This is a genomic window from Adlercreutzia sp. CNCM I-6207, from assembly GCF_977072305.1.
On the sequence record NZ_CDRVLZ010000029.1, the window covers coordinates 1 to 14,589 of the forward strand.

14 protein-coding genes and 1 pseudogene are annotated in these 14,589 nt (G+C 60.5%); 6 read left to right on the plus strand and 9 right to left on the minus strand.

The genetic code is table 11. From position 1 onward, the window contains the following. Positions 1 to 372: 372 nt before the first annotated feature. The 3 genes from ACW4QM_RS11010 to ACW4QM_RS11020 all read left to right on the plus strand — a co-directional run bounded on the left by ACW4QM_RS11010 (position 373) and on the right by ACW4QM_RS11020 (position 3,583). Positions 373 to 2,178, plus strand: coding sequence for an amidohydrolase (locus ACW4QM_RS11010; protein WP_114540332.1), 1,806 nt, complete (start codon positions 373 to 375; stop codon positions 2,176 to 2,178). A 205-nt stretch (positions 2,179 to 2,383) separates the two neighbouring features. Beyond that, positions 2,384 to 2,800 carry an AAA family ATPase gene (locus ACW4QM_RS11015; protein ID WP_114540333.1) on the plus strand — a complete coding sequence of 139 codons (417 nt, stop codon included), beginning with the start codon at positions 2,384 to 2,386 and terminating at the stop codon, positions 2,798 to 2,800. A 90-nt stretch (positions 2,801 to 2,890) separates the two neighbouring features. After that, positions 2,891 to 3,583: an ATP-binding protein gene (locus ACW4QM_RS11020; protein ID WP_114540334.1), complete on the plus strand. Its 693-nt coding sequence runs from the start codon at positions 2,891 to 2,893 to the stop codon at positions 3,581 to 3,583. Positions 3,584 to 3,747: 164 nt separating this feature from the next. On the opposite strand, the pseudogene ACW4QM_RS11025 reads toward ACW4QM_RS11020, so the two are convergent. The 4 genes and pseudogenes from ACW4QM_RS11025 to ACW4QM_RS11040 form a co-directional block, all read right to left on the minus strand. After that, positions 3,748 to 4,020: pseudogene (locus ACW4QM_RS11025) on the minus strand (amino acid kinase family protein); the annotation flags it as partial. A 167-nt stretch (positions 4,021 to 4,187) separates the two neighbouring features. Beyond that, on the minus strand, positions 4,188 to 5,027 hold the full coding sequence (locus tag ACW4QM_RS11030; protein ID WP_455798457.1) for a hypothetical protein: 840 nt from the start codon (positions 5,025 to 5,027) through the stop codon (positions 4,188 to 4,190). Between the two features lie 901 nt (positions 5,028 to 5,928). Beyond that, positions 5,929 to 6,219, minus strand: a complete 291-nt coding sequence (locus tag ACW4QM_RS11035; RefSeq protein ID WP_114540336.1) for a YerC/YecD family TrpR-related protein — start codon at positions 6,217 to 6,219, stop codon at positions 5,929 to 5,931. Continuing rightward, complete coding sequence (locus ACW4QM_RS11040; RefSeq protein WP_256156214.1) at positions 6,219 to 7,151, minus strand: branched-chain amino acid transaminase; 933 nt, start codon at positions 7,149 to 7,151, stop codon at positions 6,219 to 6,221. The genes ACW4QM_RS11035 and ACW4QM_RS11040 overlap by 1 nt, the downstream gene beginning before the upstream one ends. A gap of 300 nt (positions 7,152 to 7,451) precedes the next feature. Here ACW4QM_RS11040 and ACW4QM_RS11045 point away from each other — a divergent pair, with 300 nt between their 5' ends. Further along, complete coding sequence (locus ACW4QM_RS11045; RefSeq protein ID WP_455798458.1) at positions 7,452 to 8,777, plus strand: ATP-binding protein; 1,326 nt, start codon at positions 7,452 to 7,454, stop codon at positions 8,775 to 8,777. A 103-nt stretch (positions 8,778 to 8,880) separates the two neighbouring features. Here ACW4QM_RS11045 and ACW4QM_RS11050 read toward each other — a convergent pair whose 3' ends face one another. Continuing rightward, on the minus strand, positions 8,881 to 9,093 hold the full coding sequence (locus ACW4QM_RS11050; RefSeq protein WP_173114467.1) for a hypothetical protein: 213 nt from the start codon (positions 9,091 to 9,093) through the stop codon (positions 8,881 to 8,883). A gap of 45 nt (positions 9,094 to 9,138) precedes the next feature. Next, positions 9,139 to 9,918 (minus strand): ATP-binding protein, encoded by a 780-nt coding sequence (locus ACW4QM_RS11055; RefSeq protein WP_114540340.1) that lies wholly within the window; start codon positions 9,916 to 9,918, stop codon positions 9,139 to 9,141. A 155-nt stretch (positions 9,919 to 10,073) separates the two neighbouring features. Here ACW4QM_RS11055 and ACW4QM_RS11060 point away from each other — a divergent pair, with 155 nt between their 5' ends. After that, positions 10,074 to 10,706, plus strand: coding sequence for a DUF3990 domain-containing protein (locus ACW4QM_RS11060; protein WP_114540341.1), 633 nt, complete (start codon positions 10,074 to 10,076; stop codon positions 10,704 to 10,706). Beyond that, positions 10,699 to 11,121 carry a hypothetical protein gene (locus ACW4QM_RS11065; RefSeq protein ID WP_114540358.1) on the plus strand — a complete coding sequence of 141 codons (423 nt, stop codon included), beginning with the start codon at positions 10,699 to 10,701 and terminating at the stop codon, positions 11,119 to 11,121. The genes ACW4QM_RS11060 and ACW4QM_RS11065 overlap by 8 nt, the downstream gene beginning before the upstream one ends. A 52-nt stretch (positions 11,122 to 11,173) precedes the next feature. On the opposite strand, the gene ACW4QM_RS11070 is transcribed toward ACW4QM_RS11065, so the two are convergent. The 3 genes from ACW4QM_RS11070 to ACW4QM_RS11080 all read right to left on the minus strand — a co-directional run bounded on the left by ACW4QM_RS11070 (position 11,174) and on the right by ACW4QM_RS11080 (position 14,141). Beyond that, a complete protein-coding gene (locus ACW4QM_RS11070; protein ID WP_302683107.1) occupies positions 11,174 to 12,403 on the minus strand; it encodes an MFS transporter in 1,230 nt (409 codons plus the stop codon). Between the two features lie 16 nt (positions 12,404 to 12,419). Beyond that, entirely contained in the window at positions 12,420 to 13,766 is a 1,347-nt protein-coding gene (locus ACW4QM_RS11075) for a uracil-xanthine permease family protein (protein ID WP_114540343.1), read from the minus strand. Positions 13,767 to 13,862: 96 nt separating this feature from the next. Further along, complete coding sequence (locus ACW4QM_RS11080; RefSeq protein ID WP_114540344.1) at positions 13,863 to 14,141, minus strand: hypothetical protein; 279 nt, start codon at positions 14,139 to 14,141, stop codon at positions 13,863 to 13,865. Positions 14,142 to 14,589: the final 448 nt, after the last annotated feature.

Genomic DNA, 14,589 nt, shown 5'->3' on the forward strand with positions numbered 1-14,589 from the left:
GGGCGGCGGTACCAATTTATCTTACCCAGGGTACCAAGCCCGCTGACTGGCGGTACCAGATTCTGCTGATTGTTGGTACCGGAGAGGGTTACTACTCAGCTTGCCACATTGTAGAGAAAGGCGAGGGACACGACTCCTCCTTCATCGGATAGCAAACATTATAGACGGTTTGGCTGCCAAGGCTACCGACTTGCCTGACACTCGATTCAGCTTCTTCGTTATCCCAGTTCAGAAGAGGGGATGACAAAAAATCATCCCCTAAATAATCTAGAAGCCCTCCCTGATTTCCTTAACAAGAGATTTCCCCGCTCTTAAAGTTAGGTCATCGCAGCACCGAGAAGAGAGCGCTGCGACCGAACTAAGGAGGGTTTTATGAGCATGTCCCGTCTCGATCAGCTTCTCAGCCGCCGCCATTTCGTCATTGGATCAAGTGCGCTTGCGGCCGCCACGCTTTCGGGCGGTCTTTGGGGATGCGCATCAGATGAGCCGCTCGGATCAACCGGCCCATCTGATTCCCCCGAAGAGAACGCCGCCGATCTCGTGCTGTACAACGGCCATGTGCAGACGATGGTATCGGAAAGCGAGGTTGCCTCGGCCATAGCCATCGCGGGCAACAAAATCGTCTATGTGGGCGATGATTCAGGCATCGACGCTTTCGTAGGAGACACCACCCAAGTCATCGACCTCGATGGCAAGTTCGTCTCCCCCGGCTTCATTGACGGCCACATCCACGCCCCTGGCAACTGGTTCACCAAACTCTTCCAAATCGATCTAACGGGACTTAGCACCAATGAGGAATACCTCGAGGCAATCCGCTCCTTCGTGGAAGCCCATCCCGACGAAGAAGGCTACATCGGATCGCCCTTCATGCTCAATGCCTACCAGCTTCCCGACGGCTCGAATCCCGGGCCCTCGAAAGAGGATCTAGATGCCATCTGCCCCGATAAGCCCATTCTCATCCATGACGTCTCCTACCACGCCGCTTGGGTCAATTCCAAGGCCTTCGAAATGGCTGGCGTAACCGCCGACACCCCCGACCCAGAAGGCGGCCTGTTCTATCGCAACGAAAAGGGCGAGCCTTCGGGATGCGTCAGCGATGCCGCCAAGGGAATAGTATTCGCCATCATGCCCGACACCATGACCAACGATAATCTGGAAAAGGCCCTGTACAAATTCATGGAGGAAGCAAACTCCTATGGCATAACCGGCATTACAAATATCACCCAAGGCGGTCTTGATATTATCGATATGTACCACAAGGTGGAGCGCGAGGGCAATTTGACCCTGCGCATGCGCGTCGTCCCCACTATGAAAGAAGGTCGCACCTATGACGAAGTGCTTTCCACCATCAAGTCCTACAACGACTCCGCCACAGACATGATTTCTTCGAATACTGTGAAGATTTTCTACGACGGAGTGACCGAAAGAGGCACCGCCGTCTTCCTGGAACCCTACCTGGAATCAACGGGACTCGGTGATCATTGGTGCGGCGAACCCATCTGGTCTCAGGAAGACTTTACCCGTCTTGTACACGACTTTGATGCAGAAGGCGTTCAGGTGCACGTGCACGCCATGGGCGACGGCGCCGTTCACGGCACCCTTGATGCCTTCGAGGAGGCTCGGGCGACCAATGGGGAGCGCGACGCGCGGCACACGATCACCCACGTATGCGCCATTACCGATGAGGATATCCAGCGCATGGCCGATTTGGATGTAGTGGCGAATCTCCAATTCCTGATGATGTACCACGATGATCTCATGGACCTGGAGCGCGCCTATGTCGGCGACGAGCGCGCCATGGCGATGTACCGAACAAAGCACATGGCCGAGGCAGGCATCTGCATCAGCGGCTCCTCAGACGCCCCCGTCATTCCATTTGTCCCGCTCGATGCGATCGAGGCCGGCGTTACCCGTAACTCGCCCTATCCCGAGGAAGAGGACACCGACATGACCCGCTGGCCCGAACAGGGGCTCACAGCCTACCAGCTGCTCGAGGCCTACACCAAGAACGACGCCTACCAGAACTTCATGGACGATATTATCGGCACCGTTGAAGTGGGCAAGTTCGCCGATCTCGTCGTGCTGGACACCAATATCCTGGAAGTGGATCCAAAGGAGATCTCCTCGGCGAAGGTCGTCTACACCATCTCCGACGGCCGCATCGTCTACGAGGGGTAGGACCGAGCTAGAAGACGCCAGCTATACGGAACGGCGCGCAAACCCTTGAACACAGGCCCCGCGGCTCTGCGGTCATTAGTCCCGCAGAGCCGCGGGGCCAGACCTATGCGCCCATGCAGCCCTTGCCGGCACTGCGGCCACACGCAAACACGCTGTATCCCGAAAAGGCGTTTCAGCCTCCTGGACTCACCCTTCCTACCCCAGGATGGATGAGAAGCCCGAAGAGCACCTCGCTTTCCAATTTGCGCCGCTCTATGCCAGCCTCCAGCAAGCCTTCGAGGCCATATTCGAACGCGCTCGTAGCCAGCGAGTCATCTTCGTCATTGACGAATTCCCCTATTTGGCAAAGGCCGACCCGAGCGTCTCTTCAATCCTGCAAGCTCTCATCGATCGCGCCTCTGCAGATTCGAAGCTGCTTCTCTTGCTGTGCGGGTCTTCGTTGTCGTTCATGAAAGAGCAGGTACTTGGAGAGAAGAGCCCTTTGTACGGGCGGAGAACAGCCCAGATAGAGCTTAAGCCCTTTGATTTTTTCACAGCCATGGAGCTCTTCCCCCAACGCAACCCCATCGAGACAGCCGAAATATACGGCATGGTGGGCGGCGTACCCCTTTATCTTATGTAATTTCAGAATGGTGGAACATTACGCGAGCTCACCGAGGCAGCGCTGCTCGACCCGAACTCAATCCTCTACGAGGAACCGAGCATCTTGCTCATGCAAGAGGTGTCGAAGGCATCGCGATACAACGCGGTCATCGACGCCATCGCAAATGGACGAACCCAGAGCGGGGAGATAGCAACCGCAATTGGCTCCACCACAGCGGAAACCTCGTACTACCTCAAAGAGCTTGAGCGCATTGGCCTGGTTACCCGCGAGCAGCCCCTTGGGGGAAAGGGCAAGAGGCCGATCTACAGACTCAGCGACAATCTCTTCCGTTTCTGGTTTCGATTCATCGCACCGCATACTTCCTCGATCCAACGTGGGATGCCAGGACGTGCTTGGCGCTCTATCGAAAAGGCACTTTCCGAATACATGGGACCGGTTTTCGAAGATATCTGCAACCAGTGGCTTTGGCGCCAGATGGCAAGAGACGAGTCGGCCATAGAATTCGATGACCTTGGACGCTGGTGGGGCAATGATCCGCAACGTAAGCAGGAAGCCGAAATTGACATCGTCGGCATAGAGGGCACACACGTGGTGCTCGCCGGAGAATGCAAGTGGCGAAACGAGGACTTTCCCGCCTCGGCCCTGGAGAAGCTTCGCCATCGCACGAACCTTATTGGCAATGCGGACGAGGCGCAGCTTTACGCGTTTTCGAAAACCGGATTCTCGCAAGCATGCCGAGCAGAGGCGAATAGATCGAGGAATGTGCGGCTCGTCTCCTTCAGCGACATGGTCAACGCTTGAACCGAACGGCCCGCTCGACAGGGCCACACGGAGGGGCCATTGTGAGGGCCCGTCGTAGGGGGGCTTCAGCCGCCCTGCAGAAGGAGGACGCCCATCGTAGGGAACAAGAAGGGAGGGCCTAAAGCCCTCCCCTACCAGGAAGCGGACTCCCCGCCTGCGCTTGTGATGTAGCCCTGGGACATGGCGCCGGCCTCGGGGAAGGGCATGTCCGGGGTCTTGTCGTCGTTGGCCGCCGCGTAGGCGAAGGCGTTGTTGATCATGCCGACCTGGGGGCCGTTGCCGTGGGAGACGACGACGTTGGTGCCCTCCTCGATCATGTCCACGATGTGCTTGGCGGTGTTCCGCACGAGCGTAAGCTGCTCCTGCGGGGTGTTGCCCAGGGCGTTGCCGCCCAGGGCGATGACGACGGTCTTGCCGTTGCCCTTTTCGTATGGCATAAGCGTTCTCCTCCTCTTTTGGGAATTCAACCTGATACGCCAAGGACAGCCTGGCACAATGGGCCGTCCTTGGCGCTCACTCTAATGTGACTCGAGAAATTGAAAAGTCCGAACTCGGTTTATTTTCTTTCTGCCCTCTGTCTAATCCAAAGTAAACCACTCAGCTTCTATGCCGCGTCCTCCTCGGGCCACGGGCTGGCGTACACGGCATAGCTCGCGTACTGAGGAGCGCCCACGGCGTAGATGTCGTAGTCGGCCGCCTGACCAGGCTCGGTGTCGACAATCTTGAAGTAACCGCCCTCAATCTTCCCGTCTTGATCAAGCAGCACCACGTCGACGCGCGACTGCGTGGCGCCATCCAGCGACTCGGACGCCGTCACCGTGCCTGTGAACTCCTTGGCGCCGAACTGAGTATCGGTCGCGCCCCCGTCCTGCACAGCGTACACATGAGCCAGCTTCTGGTCCGTGGCCTCCCACGAACCCTCGGGCGTCGTAATGGAGAACTCGACGGTCGCCGGCTTCACCACCTCGGTCGAGTTTGCCGAGGAATCAGCGGTCGATCCCGCCACGTAGGAATAATAGTAAGTGGAATCGGGCAACACACCCGGAGTTTCAATCGTCTCGTCGAAGATGACGTTGCCGCTATCGTCCTTGCCCACGACCTCGATGACTGGATCGATGGCCTCTACGGTTTTGTTGGGGTTCTGCACCTTCACGGCAAAATCGACCATGCCGTTGTCGGCAGCGAACCAGCCGGAATCGACGATTTGCAACTCGGCGGGGTTCGCGGCCTCCTGCTCGGCCGTGGCGGCATCGGCCTCGGCGTCGGCTTGCTCATCGACGGCGGCCTGCCCCGCAGCCGGGCCCTGGGTCTCTTCAGTCTGCACCACCGCCTGCTCCGATCCGGCCGGTGCCGTCTGACTACTTTGGGCCGCGCACCCCACAAGGCTTACCGCGAACAGACCGGAGAGCGCCACCCAGCCCATGTACTTCAGTTTCATCGTCATCACCATTCCCTTGAAGGTTCTTTTTACGCAAACCATGCAAGTAAATGATTACCCCGCTCGTGTACTAATTTAGAGCGCAGCGCCCTTTCGTAGTCTCTGCGCCACTGCTTTGTTTCAGCTGAAATTCCCACGTCAACGCTAGGAAATCAAGATGCGGAAGGTCATAGTTCACAGAGCATCAACCGAAGTGACCGCCCCTTGAACGCTTCGCTTCAGGTCCATGGCAAAACAGGGGATCCGGCCCGAAAAACACGAAGGCCCGCGGGAGGGGGGATCCGCGGGCTTCGTGTTGTGGCGATAGCGAGACGAGGAGAAGCTTCGCCACCCAGTAAAACAAGAAGAGAGGAGGTGTTGCAGGGCTTCGTTCCCTCGGCCCTGCTGACAAAAGTTATAATAGGTTAACTGATTCGTTCGCACAAGGGAGTTAACCTGGGTTTACACTTTCTCCACAACTCTCGCGCACCCAGCCCGCGCCTTCGTCGGTATCAAGCAGCCCGGTCGCCCCGCCCCTGTTTAACGGAACCGTGCACGCTTATTTACGCGATGGTAACTGCAGCACCAAAGGGCTCCCCCAAAAGCCGTCCCTCCCCTATACTGCAAACCAGCGAAACGGAAAAGAGCTGATAAGTCTTCTCCTTTCCCCTTTCCTTTCCTTCTTCTCTCTTTTGGAAGCGGGTACCCCTCAACAAGCCTGCTTCCCGAGAACGAGATTTCCCCGACCCGTTCTCGAACCCCTGCAATGAGGCGGCTCCCCCAAGCCGCCTCTTCTTTTTGGCACGCAAAGCCTCTCCCGAATTCATGCGCGTGAGAAAAGGGGTGCCCAGATGACACCCCTTTCGCTATCGTCGCCGAACGGCGCGCGTCGGATCACCCTTACCGAGCGCCCGTCTCCGCACAGCCGCTACGGGCGCGCATCCAGAATTTTGAGCGCTTGCTCGTAGCCGCCGGCGCCGTAGCTGAGGCACTTGGAAACCCGGGCGATAGTCGTGGCCGAGGCGCCCGTTTCCGCCTCGATGGCCGCATAGGACTTCCCCGCCGCCAAAAGACGCGCCACGCCCAGGCGCTGGGACGTCTCGCGAATCTCGCGCACGGTGAACAGGTCTTCCAGAAGCGCGAAAATAGCATCGGGATCGTCGAGGGCGGCCAGAACGCTCAGCAGGTCGTCCACATCGGGGGTGCGAATCTCAGCCATTAGACCTCCGTGAGCCAGTCGGCGTACTCGCCGATGCGACCGTAGGCCAAATCGAAGAACCGATCCTGCAGCGCGCGCGTGATTTCGCCGGGCTTGCCGATGACGCGACCGTCCACGGAACCCACGGGCGTCAGCTCGGCGGCCGAGCCGGTCATGAACACCTCATCGGCGATGTACAGGTCGCTGCGGGTGAGGCTTTCCTCCACAGCAGGGATCTCCAGGTCGTCGGCCAGACACAGCACCGTGTCGCGGGTGATGCCCTCGAGAAGTCCGTCGGAAAGCGGCGGCGTGGAAAGCACGCCGTTGCGCACGATGAACAAGTTCTCGCCCGTGCCCTCGCAGACAAGCCCCGCCTCGTTCAACATGATGGCCTCGGCATAGCCGTGGGCCTTCGCCTCCATCTTCGCGAGGATGGAGTTCATGTAAGAGGCCGTGGCCTTCACCGCCGGCGGAATGGCGTTGTTCGAGCGCTGGCGCCACGAGGAGATGCCCACGGCCACGCCGTTTTCCAGCGCGTCGGCGCCCAGGTAGGCGTCCCAGGGCCACACGGCGATGACGACGTCCACGGGCGCCCCGGTCGGGTCTACCCCCATGACGCCGTAGCCGCGGTATACCAATGGGCGGATATAGCAGGCCGGAAGCCTGTTGGCACGGATGACTTCCAACGTGGCGTCCATCAGCTCGTCGACGCTGTAGGGCAACTCGATCTGGGCAATCTTGCAGCTGCGATGCAGCCGTTCCATATGGTCGCGCAGGCGGAACACGTAGGATTTGTCCTCGTCGGGCACCTTGTAGCAGCGAATGCCCTCGAACACGCCGGAGCCGTAGTGCAGCGAATGCGACAGCACATGGGTCGTCGCCTCCGCCCACGGCACCAGCTCGCCGTTCTTCCAGATGTAATCGACCTCGGTGATGTCGGACAATGGAACCATCCCTTTCTCAGACTAGAAAAGCCCTCGTCGCGTGCGCAACGCGAGCAAGGGCCATTGTACTCCAACACGCTAAAGCGAAAGAGCAGTTCCACGAAGGCGGCAAAACCAGAGTCGTCCCCTCAGGGCCAAAGCGAGTTCGAAGCCGCAGCATGCCACTTTTACGTCGGAATAATTGGCATCCGTGCCACTTTTACGTCGGAATAATTGGTATCCGTGCCACTTTTCAGATGGAATATTGCTCTGAAACATATTATCATGGCATTCGAACCGATGACTGGCGTTGGCAGAAAGGAGCTTGCCGTGGAGCGATTCGCCATAAAAGACCTCATTGCCTGGAAGAACTCCCCTCGCCGACGACCGCTGCTCGTGCAGGGAGCACGACAGGTGGGCAAGACGTGGCTCATCAGGGAGTTCGGGCAGACCCACTTCGCCGCAGTGGCTTACGTGAACTTCCTCGAAGATGAGGCCATGGCGCGTCAGTTCGAAGGCGAGTTAGCTCCGGCGAGGCTGCTCGACGCCGTCACCTTGTACACCGGCGTTAACGCCAAAGACCCGAACACTCTCGTAGTGTTCGACGAGATTCAAGAATGCCCTCGGGCCCTTACCTCCCTCAAATCGTTCGCCGAGCGCAGCCCTGAAACCGCCCTCGTCGCTGCCGGGTCGCTTTTGGGCGTCGCCCTTCACCGGGGCGTCTCCTTCCCTGTCGGGAAAGTCGACCACCTGCTCATCTACCCCTTGTCCTTTGACGAATTTCTCCTCGCAACCGGCAACAATCTCATGCTGGATACCCTGCGACGAGGAGATCTCGCGTTGGCCGATTCCCTTTCGGAGCGTTACATAGAGCAGCTGCGCAATTACTACTTCGTCGGCGGCATGCCAGAAGTGGTTCAAACGTTTTTGGATACGGGCAGCTTCAGCGAAACGCGAAAGCAGCAGAATCGGCTGCTCTTCGACTACGAGCACGACTTTTCCAAATACGCCGACGCTGCCCTCGCCGAGAAAATACGGCTCGTGTGGAACTCGGCTCCCGGACAGCTCGCCCGCGAGAACAAGAAGTTCGTCTACTCAGCTGTGCGCACGGGCGCCCGCGCACGCGTCTACGAAGAGGCCATCCAGTGGCTCGTGGACGCAGGACTGCTTCTGCGCGTCAACCGCATCACGAAGCCGGGACTGCCCCTCTCCGCCTACGAGGATCGAGACGCTTTCAAGATATACCTGCTCGACGTGGGACTCCTCGGCGCGGCAAGCCGTCTCGATGCCTCGGTTCTCGTTGACGGCCATGAGCTGTTTTCCGAGTTCAAGGGGGCCCTCACGGAAAACTACGTGTGCCAGGAGCTCGTTGCCACAGGCAAGGTGGTTCCTTACTACTGGTCGGCCGAGAACTCCTCCGGCGAGGTCGATTTCGTGTACGATTACGGCCGCTCCATCGTGGCCGTCGAGGCGAAGGCCACCACGAACCTGAAGGCGAAGAGCCTTCGCTTGTTCGTGGAGCGTAACCACCTCGGCCGGGGCCTGCGCCTGTCGCTGTCGCCCTTCAAAGAGCAGGACTGGGTAGTGAACCTGCCCCTATACGCAGCAGGGCTGCTGCCCGAGTGGTTCGCACAGATGCGGAAGGGTGCGATCTAGAATCAATCCGCACACCTATACAGGCTCTCGCAATAAGGGGAAGGCGGGCCCCAATCGAGTCCGCCTTCCCAACGTCAGTACTATCACAAAGTGAGAAACTTGCTTAGGCTTGCTGTGCGCTGAGCGATTCCAACGCGTCATCGATCATGGCCTCGGCTCGGGCCAGATAATCCATCGATCCATCGAAATTGTGAGCCGCTGTACGTCCTTGTCCATCAGAGCCCGCAAGCGGATTCGTGGTAAGGTTCTTATTGGCAAACGTAGTGATGAACGATTGCGCGCCCCACTCGATGAAAGAGGGCGCCGGCGATGCCATAAAGAGCGCTTTGCCGTTTTATTGCGAAAGTATTGCGGGGTGCCCTCACGCCTCGAAGGAGTATCCCACGCCCCAGACGGTCTTCAGGTAGGCGGGCTTGGCGGGGTTCTCTTCTATCTTCTCGCGAATTTTCCGCACGTAGACGGCGATGGAGATGGCGCCGTCCAGGTACTCCTCGCCCCATAGCTCCTCGATGAGCTCGTCTTTGCCCATGACGGCGCCGGAATGGCTCGCGCGGAACACGCTGCCGACGCCCACTTCGCTCTGCACGGTGGCGCGGCCGCCGAGCAGTTCGGCCATCTCCTTCACGAGCGCAAGTCCCAAGCCGCTGCCGCCGTAGCGCCGCGAGATGGACGAGTCCGCCTGGCGGAAGCGTTCGAAAATGGTGGCGAGCTCGTCCTCGGGAATGCCAATACCGGTGTCGGCCACCTCGATGAGCAGGCCATCGCGGGCGGCCGTGAGCGCCACGGTCAGGCGCAACGGTCGCCTCCACCGCATTCTCCACGTCGAGCACATCGAGGGGAGAATTTCAACCCGATAGCGGTCGGCCTCGAGGCTCGCCGCGTCCAGGGTGTCCATCTGGCGCCCCTGCCGTCGGAGCGCTCCGTTCACCGCCACGGCCACCGCCACGATGACCGCCGCAAGCGCCCCGAACAGGCTGACGTTGGCCATCGTGCGCTCGCGGGCCTCCGCCTCGTACACCTCCATGGGAATGGCCAGGCTCACAGCGCCGGCCAAATCGCCCAGCTGGTAGCCCTCGCGGGGGAAGCCGGTCTCGTCCGGTTCGCCGCCCTCGCTGCCGCGGGCCTTATGCGCCCACGTCATGTTCAGCTTTCAGGATACCGCAAAAACGGGCGGGGAAAATATTGTCCTTTTATTGCGGGAGGGTGCAACGCGGCAGCTGTGGGCAACCCGCCCGCCCTCTGTTCCGCTATACTATCGGTACGAGCTGCACGGTCATTCGTCACAAAGGAGGCCCCATGCTTCTCTATCATGGCTCACGCCACGGTATTGACGGCCCCATTGCGCCTCTTAGCCGGGATCGATGTGATTTCGGACGGGGTTTCTACCTGGGCACCGAACCCCTGCAGCCGCTCACCCTTATCTGCGACTTCCCCGATGCGCGCTTTTACACCGTGGAACTTGATCTCGACGGCCTCGATGTGCGCGAGCTTTCCGCTGACGCAACCTGGGCCCTCGTCGTCGCCTATCATCGCGGCAAGATGGAGCAGGCCCGCGGCACCGCCCTCTATGCAGAGACAGCCGCCGTGCTTGAGGGTGCAGATGTTGCCATTGGGCCCATTGCCAACGACCGCATGTTCGTCGTCCTCGACCGCTTCTTCAACGGGGACATCACTGATGTCGCCCTTATAAAAAGTCTTTCCGCGCTGCAGCTGGGCAACCAAGTAGTGGCGCTCACCCAAGCCGCATGCGATGCCGTTCGCATCGTGGATGAGCGTAGCCTCAGCGAGGACGAGCGGACCGAGCTGATTGCCACGAGCGAGGCGAACCGGGCCGAGGGAGTGGCTTTGGCTGAGCGCATCTGTCGCGAGCACCGCCGCGAGGGACACTTCTTCGACGAGATACTGGAAGCCGGTGTTCCCCTTGGCTGACCTGCGATTAGACCAACGACAACTGTGCGACATCCAGGGACGTCTCTTCGAACTGGCCCGCGCGCGCGGCTACGATTGCCCCACCTTCATCGAGGCCTTCATGAACAGCGACGTGGCGCGACGTATGGATGGGGTCTTCGACTTCCTGCAGTGGGCCGGGGAGGAATACCTGTTGGAAGAGCTTGACGACGAAGTGGGCGGCCTGCCCCGTGCCGGAGCTTCCTGGGGCCGGGAACCCATGTACTGGACCGGCTACCTGTACCGTTTGTGGCACTATCTCACCGGCGAGACGAGTCGCGCCATCTACGCCACCGCCGATGCCGACACCATGGGCGGCGCCTACCTCGGCATGCACGTGCTCGATCCCGAACTGGCCATCGAGAACCTGAAAGAGCTGGCGGCGCAGCGCCCGTAACGGCTTTGAGAGAGTCCGTCATGCCGGCTTCCGACGAACGCCGACGTTAGCCTTACCCCGCATCAGCATTGTTGCGCCTCCATTTCCACAGCTGTCGACAGGCCCAGCAGGCGAGAAGCGAGCCCATCGCACAAACGAGGGCCGCGAGTAGCCAGGCGCCTTCATAGCCAAGGGCGCTTTGGGCCTCCCCTACCGCACCTTGGATGCCCGACATTGTGCCCACCGAGACAAACGGTCCGATAGAAGCAGCAATTTGGACGGCCATCGTCATTATGGTGACGCCCAGGGAGTGCTGGTTCAGCGCCAGGCACCGCAGCCCTGTAGTCTGGAAATTGGCGCACACCGTGCCGCAGCCGACAAACACCACCAACATCCCCGCCAGCAGTGTGATCTCGCTTGCCATCCAGGCGGCTACGGCCATCAGCACCGATCCAGCAGCCGCCACGGCCAAGCCTCGAGAAAGCAAGGGGGCGGGACCTCGGCGGTCGAGACGGCGACCGCCGGCAAGCGACGCGACAGCATAGGCCACCACGAGCGGGCCCAGGCACAGCCCCGAGAGGGCCGGGCCGAGGTGGGCGCATTCTTCCAGATACAGCGGGCCCATGACGTTAAGGGAAAAGTAAATGCTCATGGTGAGCACCACGAGCAGGGCCGCGGCGACAAAACCGCGGTTGAGCAGCACCCCGCGAAGAGAGACGAAGCTCCCTTGGACGTCGCCGCGTCTCGAGGGCCTGACGGCGACAAGGCCCCACAGACCTATAAGCGCCGAAACCACCAGGGGAACCACGAACACGCTATGCCAGCCAAAGGCGCCGACGAGGGCACCGGTGGCCACAGGCGCCACGGCGGGGCCCAAGGCGATCATGCCGTTGCCCACGGCGAGATAGGTGCCCAATTTCTCCGATGCCACCGTTTCCAATATGGCGTTCATCATAAGGGGGATGAAAATGCCCGTGCCCACGGCCTGCACGAGCCGCGACGCAAACAGCACCGCAAAGGTAGGGGCCACCAGACCGCCCATCGATCCGAGCGCGTTGCACGCCAGAGCGACGAACAGTAACGTCCGCGGGCCGAGCCGTCGATACAGGGCCGCCATGGCCGCCACAACGAACACCGTGACTACCATGAACCCCGTCACAAGCCACTGCGCCGTCATGGCATCCACGGAAAACTCGCCCATGATGGCAACAAGCGCCATGTTCACCAGGTTCTCGTTAAAGCCGGCGATAAAACCGCCCGCAAAAAATCCTATGAGACGACCCGCGGCATTCCGCGCACTCATGAAAGAACCAACCGCCTCACGCCTGCCCCTTCTCGTTCGATCCGTTCTCGGCCCGCTCGAAATCGCGGGCCAGATCATCATAGCTTTCCCGCGGTACAGGGGGAACCTTTTCGGCCCCCGCATCGGCGGAACGGCCGGGTAGCACGAGGTTCAGCACAATGCCCAGCAGCGCCGCCACGGCCAGCCCCGGCACGGAGTACTCACCGACGGGAATGCTCACGCCCATCGACTGCATGCCGATAGCCGCGATGGCCGGACCGCCGAAAATGATGAGGTTCCGGGAATCGGTCATGTCGACGGCGTGCTCCACAAGCATCTTCAGGGCATTGCAGGCAATCAGCCCGAATATCACGATGGACACCCCGCCGATAACCGGATCGGGAATAGTGCCCACCAGCGCCCCCAGCTTGGGACAGAATCCGCCAACGATGAATGCCGTGGCGGCAGCATACCAGAACACTTGGGTCGAATAGACGCGCGTCACGTTGAGCACGCCGATGTTCTCAGCGAAGGTCGTCGCCGGAGGTGCCCCCAGAAGGCCGGCGACAGTGGTGGCCAGGCCGTCCCCCAAAAGCGAGCGCCACAGAATGGGATTGTAATTCCTGTGGGTCATCTCGCCGATGACAAACAGATGCCCGATATGCTCGATCACCACGATAATCGCGATAGGGCTCACCAGCACAATGGCCGTCACATCGACGACGGGCAACGTGAACTCGGGCAAGCCGATCCAAGCCGCCTCAGCCACAGGGGTGAAGTCCACCATACCGAAAGCACATGAAAGGCCGTAAGCCACCGCTGCCCCGGCCAACACGGGGATGGTATTCAGCACTCGCTTCCCGAAGCACGTGCACAGCACGACCACGAAGAAGGCCACCCCCGCCACAACGAGCGTCTGCCACAGCGTCTCGCCCTCGGGCACGGTGAGCGCCTCCGAAACCGCCGTAGTAGCCAGGCCGCAGCCAATAACGAAGATGATCTCGGCCATGACCACCGTGGGAATGAGCCGATCGATCCAGCGCGTCCCCGTCTTGCGCACCACCAGAGCGCACACGACGAACACCAGGCCGGCCCCCACAATGGCCGAGCCGACCCCGGCCACTCCCGCCGTAGCGCTCGCAATAACCACTGGCCCCACGAAACTGAAGGAAGGTCCCAGGTAGCTCGGAATTTTCCCCTTCGTTGCCACGAGGTACAACGCCGTTCCGATACCCGAGCACATCACAGATACCGACGGCGAAAATCCCATGAGCATGGGCACGAGCACCGTTGCTCCGAACATTGAGAGGAAATGCTGTAGGCCCAGAGGCAGCGCCTGGTACCAGGGAAGCCTTTCCTCGACATCTACCACTCTCTTGCCCATGATGGACACCCCTTGTCAACGGCGCGGTGCCGAGCGAGCGCACAACTCTCTCGGCACCGCGACCCCTTGCTTGAACGGATGGGAAACCACAGCGCCTTAGGGCTCGACCAACTCGTCGTAGACCTGGACCTTACCGGCGCCCTCGGCCGCCGTCGTCGCCGTCACCGGCTTCTCGCCCTGAGACTCCTTGGGCAAGACGAGGTTCAGGATCACAGCCAGCACCGCAGCCAGCAGCAGGCCGGGAACATTGAAGGAACCCAGGGGGATGGACACGCCGGTGGTCATCATGCCGATGCCGCCGCGGCCCTGCGCGCGGGAAACGAAGGCCAGGCCGCAGAGCTTCTCGAGCGCCAGCGATCCTTCTTCCGGGCCCATGTGGCCTCGTGGGTACGGGATTTTCTGGCCCAGGCGCGGCTGATGGTGGAAACCCGATTCTACCGGGGCGTCCTCGCGCTGACGGAAGCCTTCGTCGCCGAAGAGGAACGCTCCTTCGAAGAGGCGGCATCAGCGGCCGCATAGATACGGGCGCCCCGAATCGGGGCGCCCGTCGCGTTCTGCTGGGAAGAGCGTAGCGCATGGGCGCGTTTTTGGCTTGGAAATCACGGTTTTGTGACCAGCGGGCGGCAAACTCGCCATCTGCAAAATGCTCGACCTGGGAAAACGCCGCCCAGACTGCCCTCGCAAAGTGCCGAGGCGGCATTTTGCGTCACAAAACCGTTCAAACGGGGGTGCGGACTCCAAGTTGGACACCCAGGTGTCCGGAAGGGAGTTCGAATGTACGACAAGAGGGCCAAGCAGGATGCGCTGGATCTGTGGTTCTCGA

Bases quoted from the DNA above. Each gene is read 5' to 3' on its own strand.
- ACW4QM_RS11040 (WP_256156214.1), bottom strand. From the start codon at position 7,151: ATGGTTCCATTGTCCGACATCACCGAGGTCGATTACATCTGGAAGAAC.
- ACW4QM_RS11020 (WP_114540334.1), top strand. From the start codon at position 2,891: ATGCAAGAGGTGTCGAAGGCATCGCGATACAACGCGGTCATCGACGCC.
- ACW4QM_RS11015 (WP_114540333.1), top strand. From the start codon at position 2,384: ATGGATGAGAAGCCCGAAGAGCACCTCGCTTTCCAATTTGCGCCGCTC.
- ACW4QM_RS11035 (WP_114540336.1), bottom strand. From the start codon at position 6,219: ATGGCTGAGATTCGCACCCCCGATGTGGACGACCTGCTGAGCGTTCTG.
- ACW4QM_RS11075 (WP_114540343.1), bottom strand. From the start codon at position 13,766: ATGGGCAAGAGAGTGGTAGATGTCGAGGAAAGGCTTCCCTGGTACCAG.
- ACW4QM_RS11060 (WP_114540341.1), top strand. From the start codon at position 10,074: ATGCTTCTCTATCATGGCTCACGCCACGGTATTGACGGCCCCATTGCG.
- ACW4QM_RS11030 (WP_455798457.1), bottom strand. From the start codon at position 5,027: ATGACGATGAAACTGAAGTACATGGGCTGGGTGGCGCTCTCCGGTCTG.
- ACW4QM_RS11070 (WP_302683107.1), bottom strand. From the start codon at position 12,403: ATGAGTGCGCGGAATGCCGCGGGTCGTCTCATAGGATTTTTTGCGGGC.
- ACW4QM_RS11050 (WP_173114467.1), bottom strand. From the start codon at position 9,093: ATGGCATCGCCGGCGCCCTCTTTCATCGAGTGGGGCGCGCAATCGTTC.
- ACW4QM_RS11010 (WP_114540332.1), top strand. From the start codon at position 373: ATGAGCATGTCCCGTCTCGATCAGCTTCTCAGCCGCCGCCATTTCGTC.
- ACW4QM_RS11080 (WP_114540344.1), bottom strand. From the start codon at position 14,141: ATGGGCCCGGAAGAAGGATCGCTGGCGCTCGAGAAGCTCTGCGGCCTG.
- ACW4QM_RS11055 (WP_114540340.1), bottom strand. From the start codon at position 9,918: ATGACGTGGGCGCATAAGGCCCGCGGCAGCGAGGGCGGCGAACCGGAC.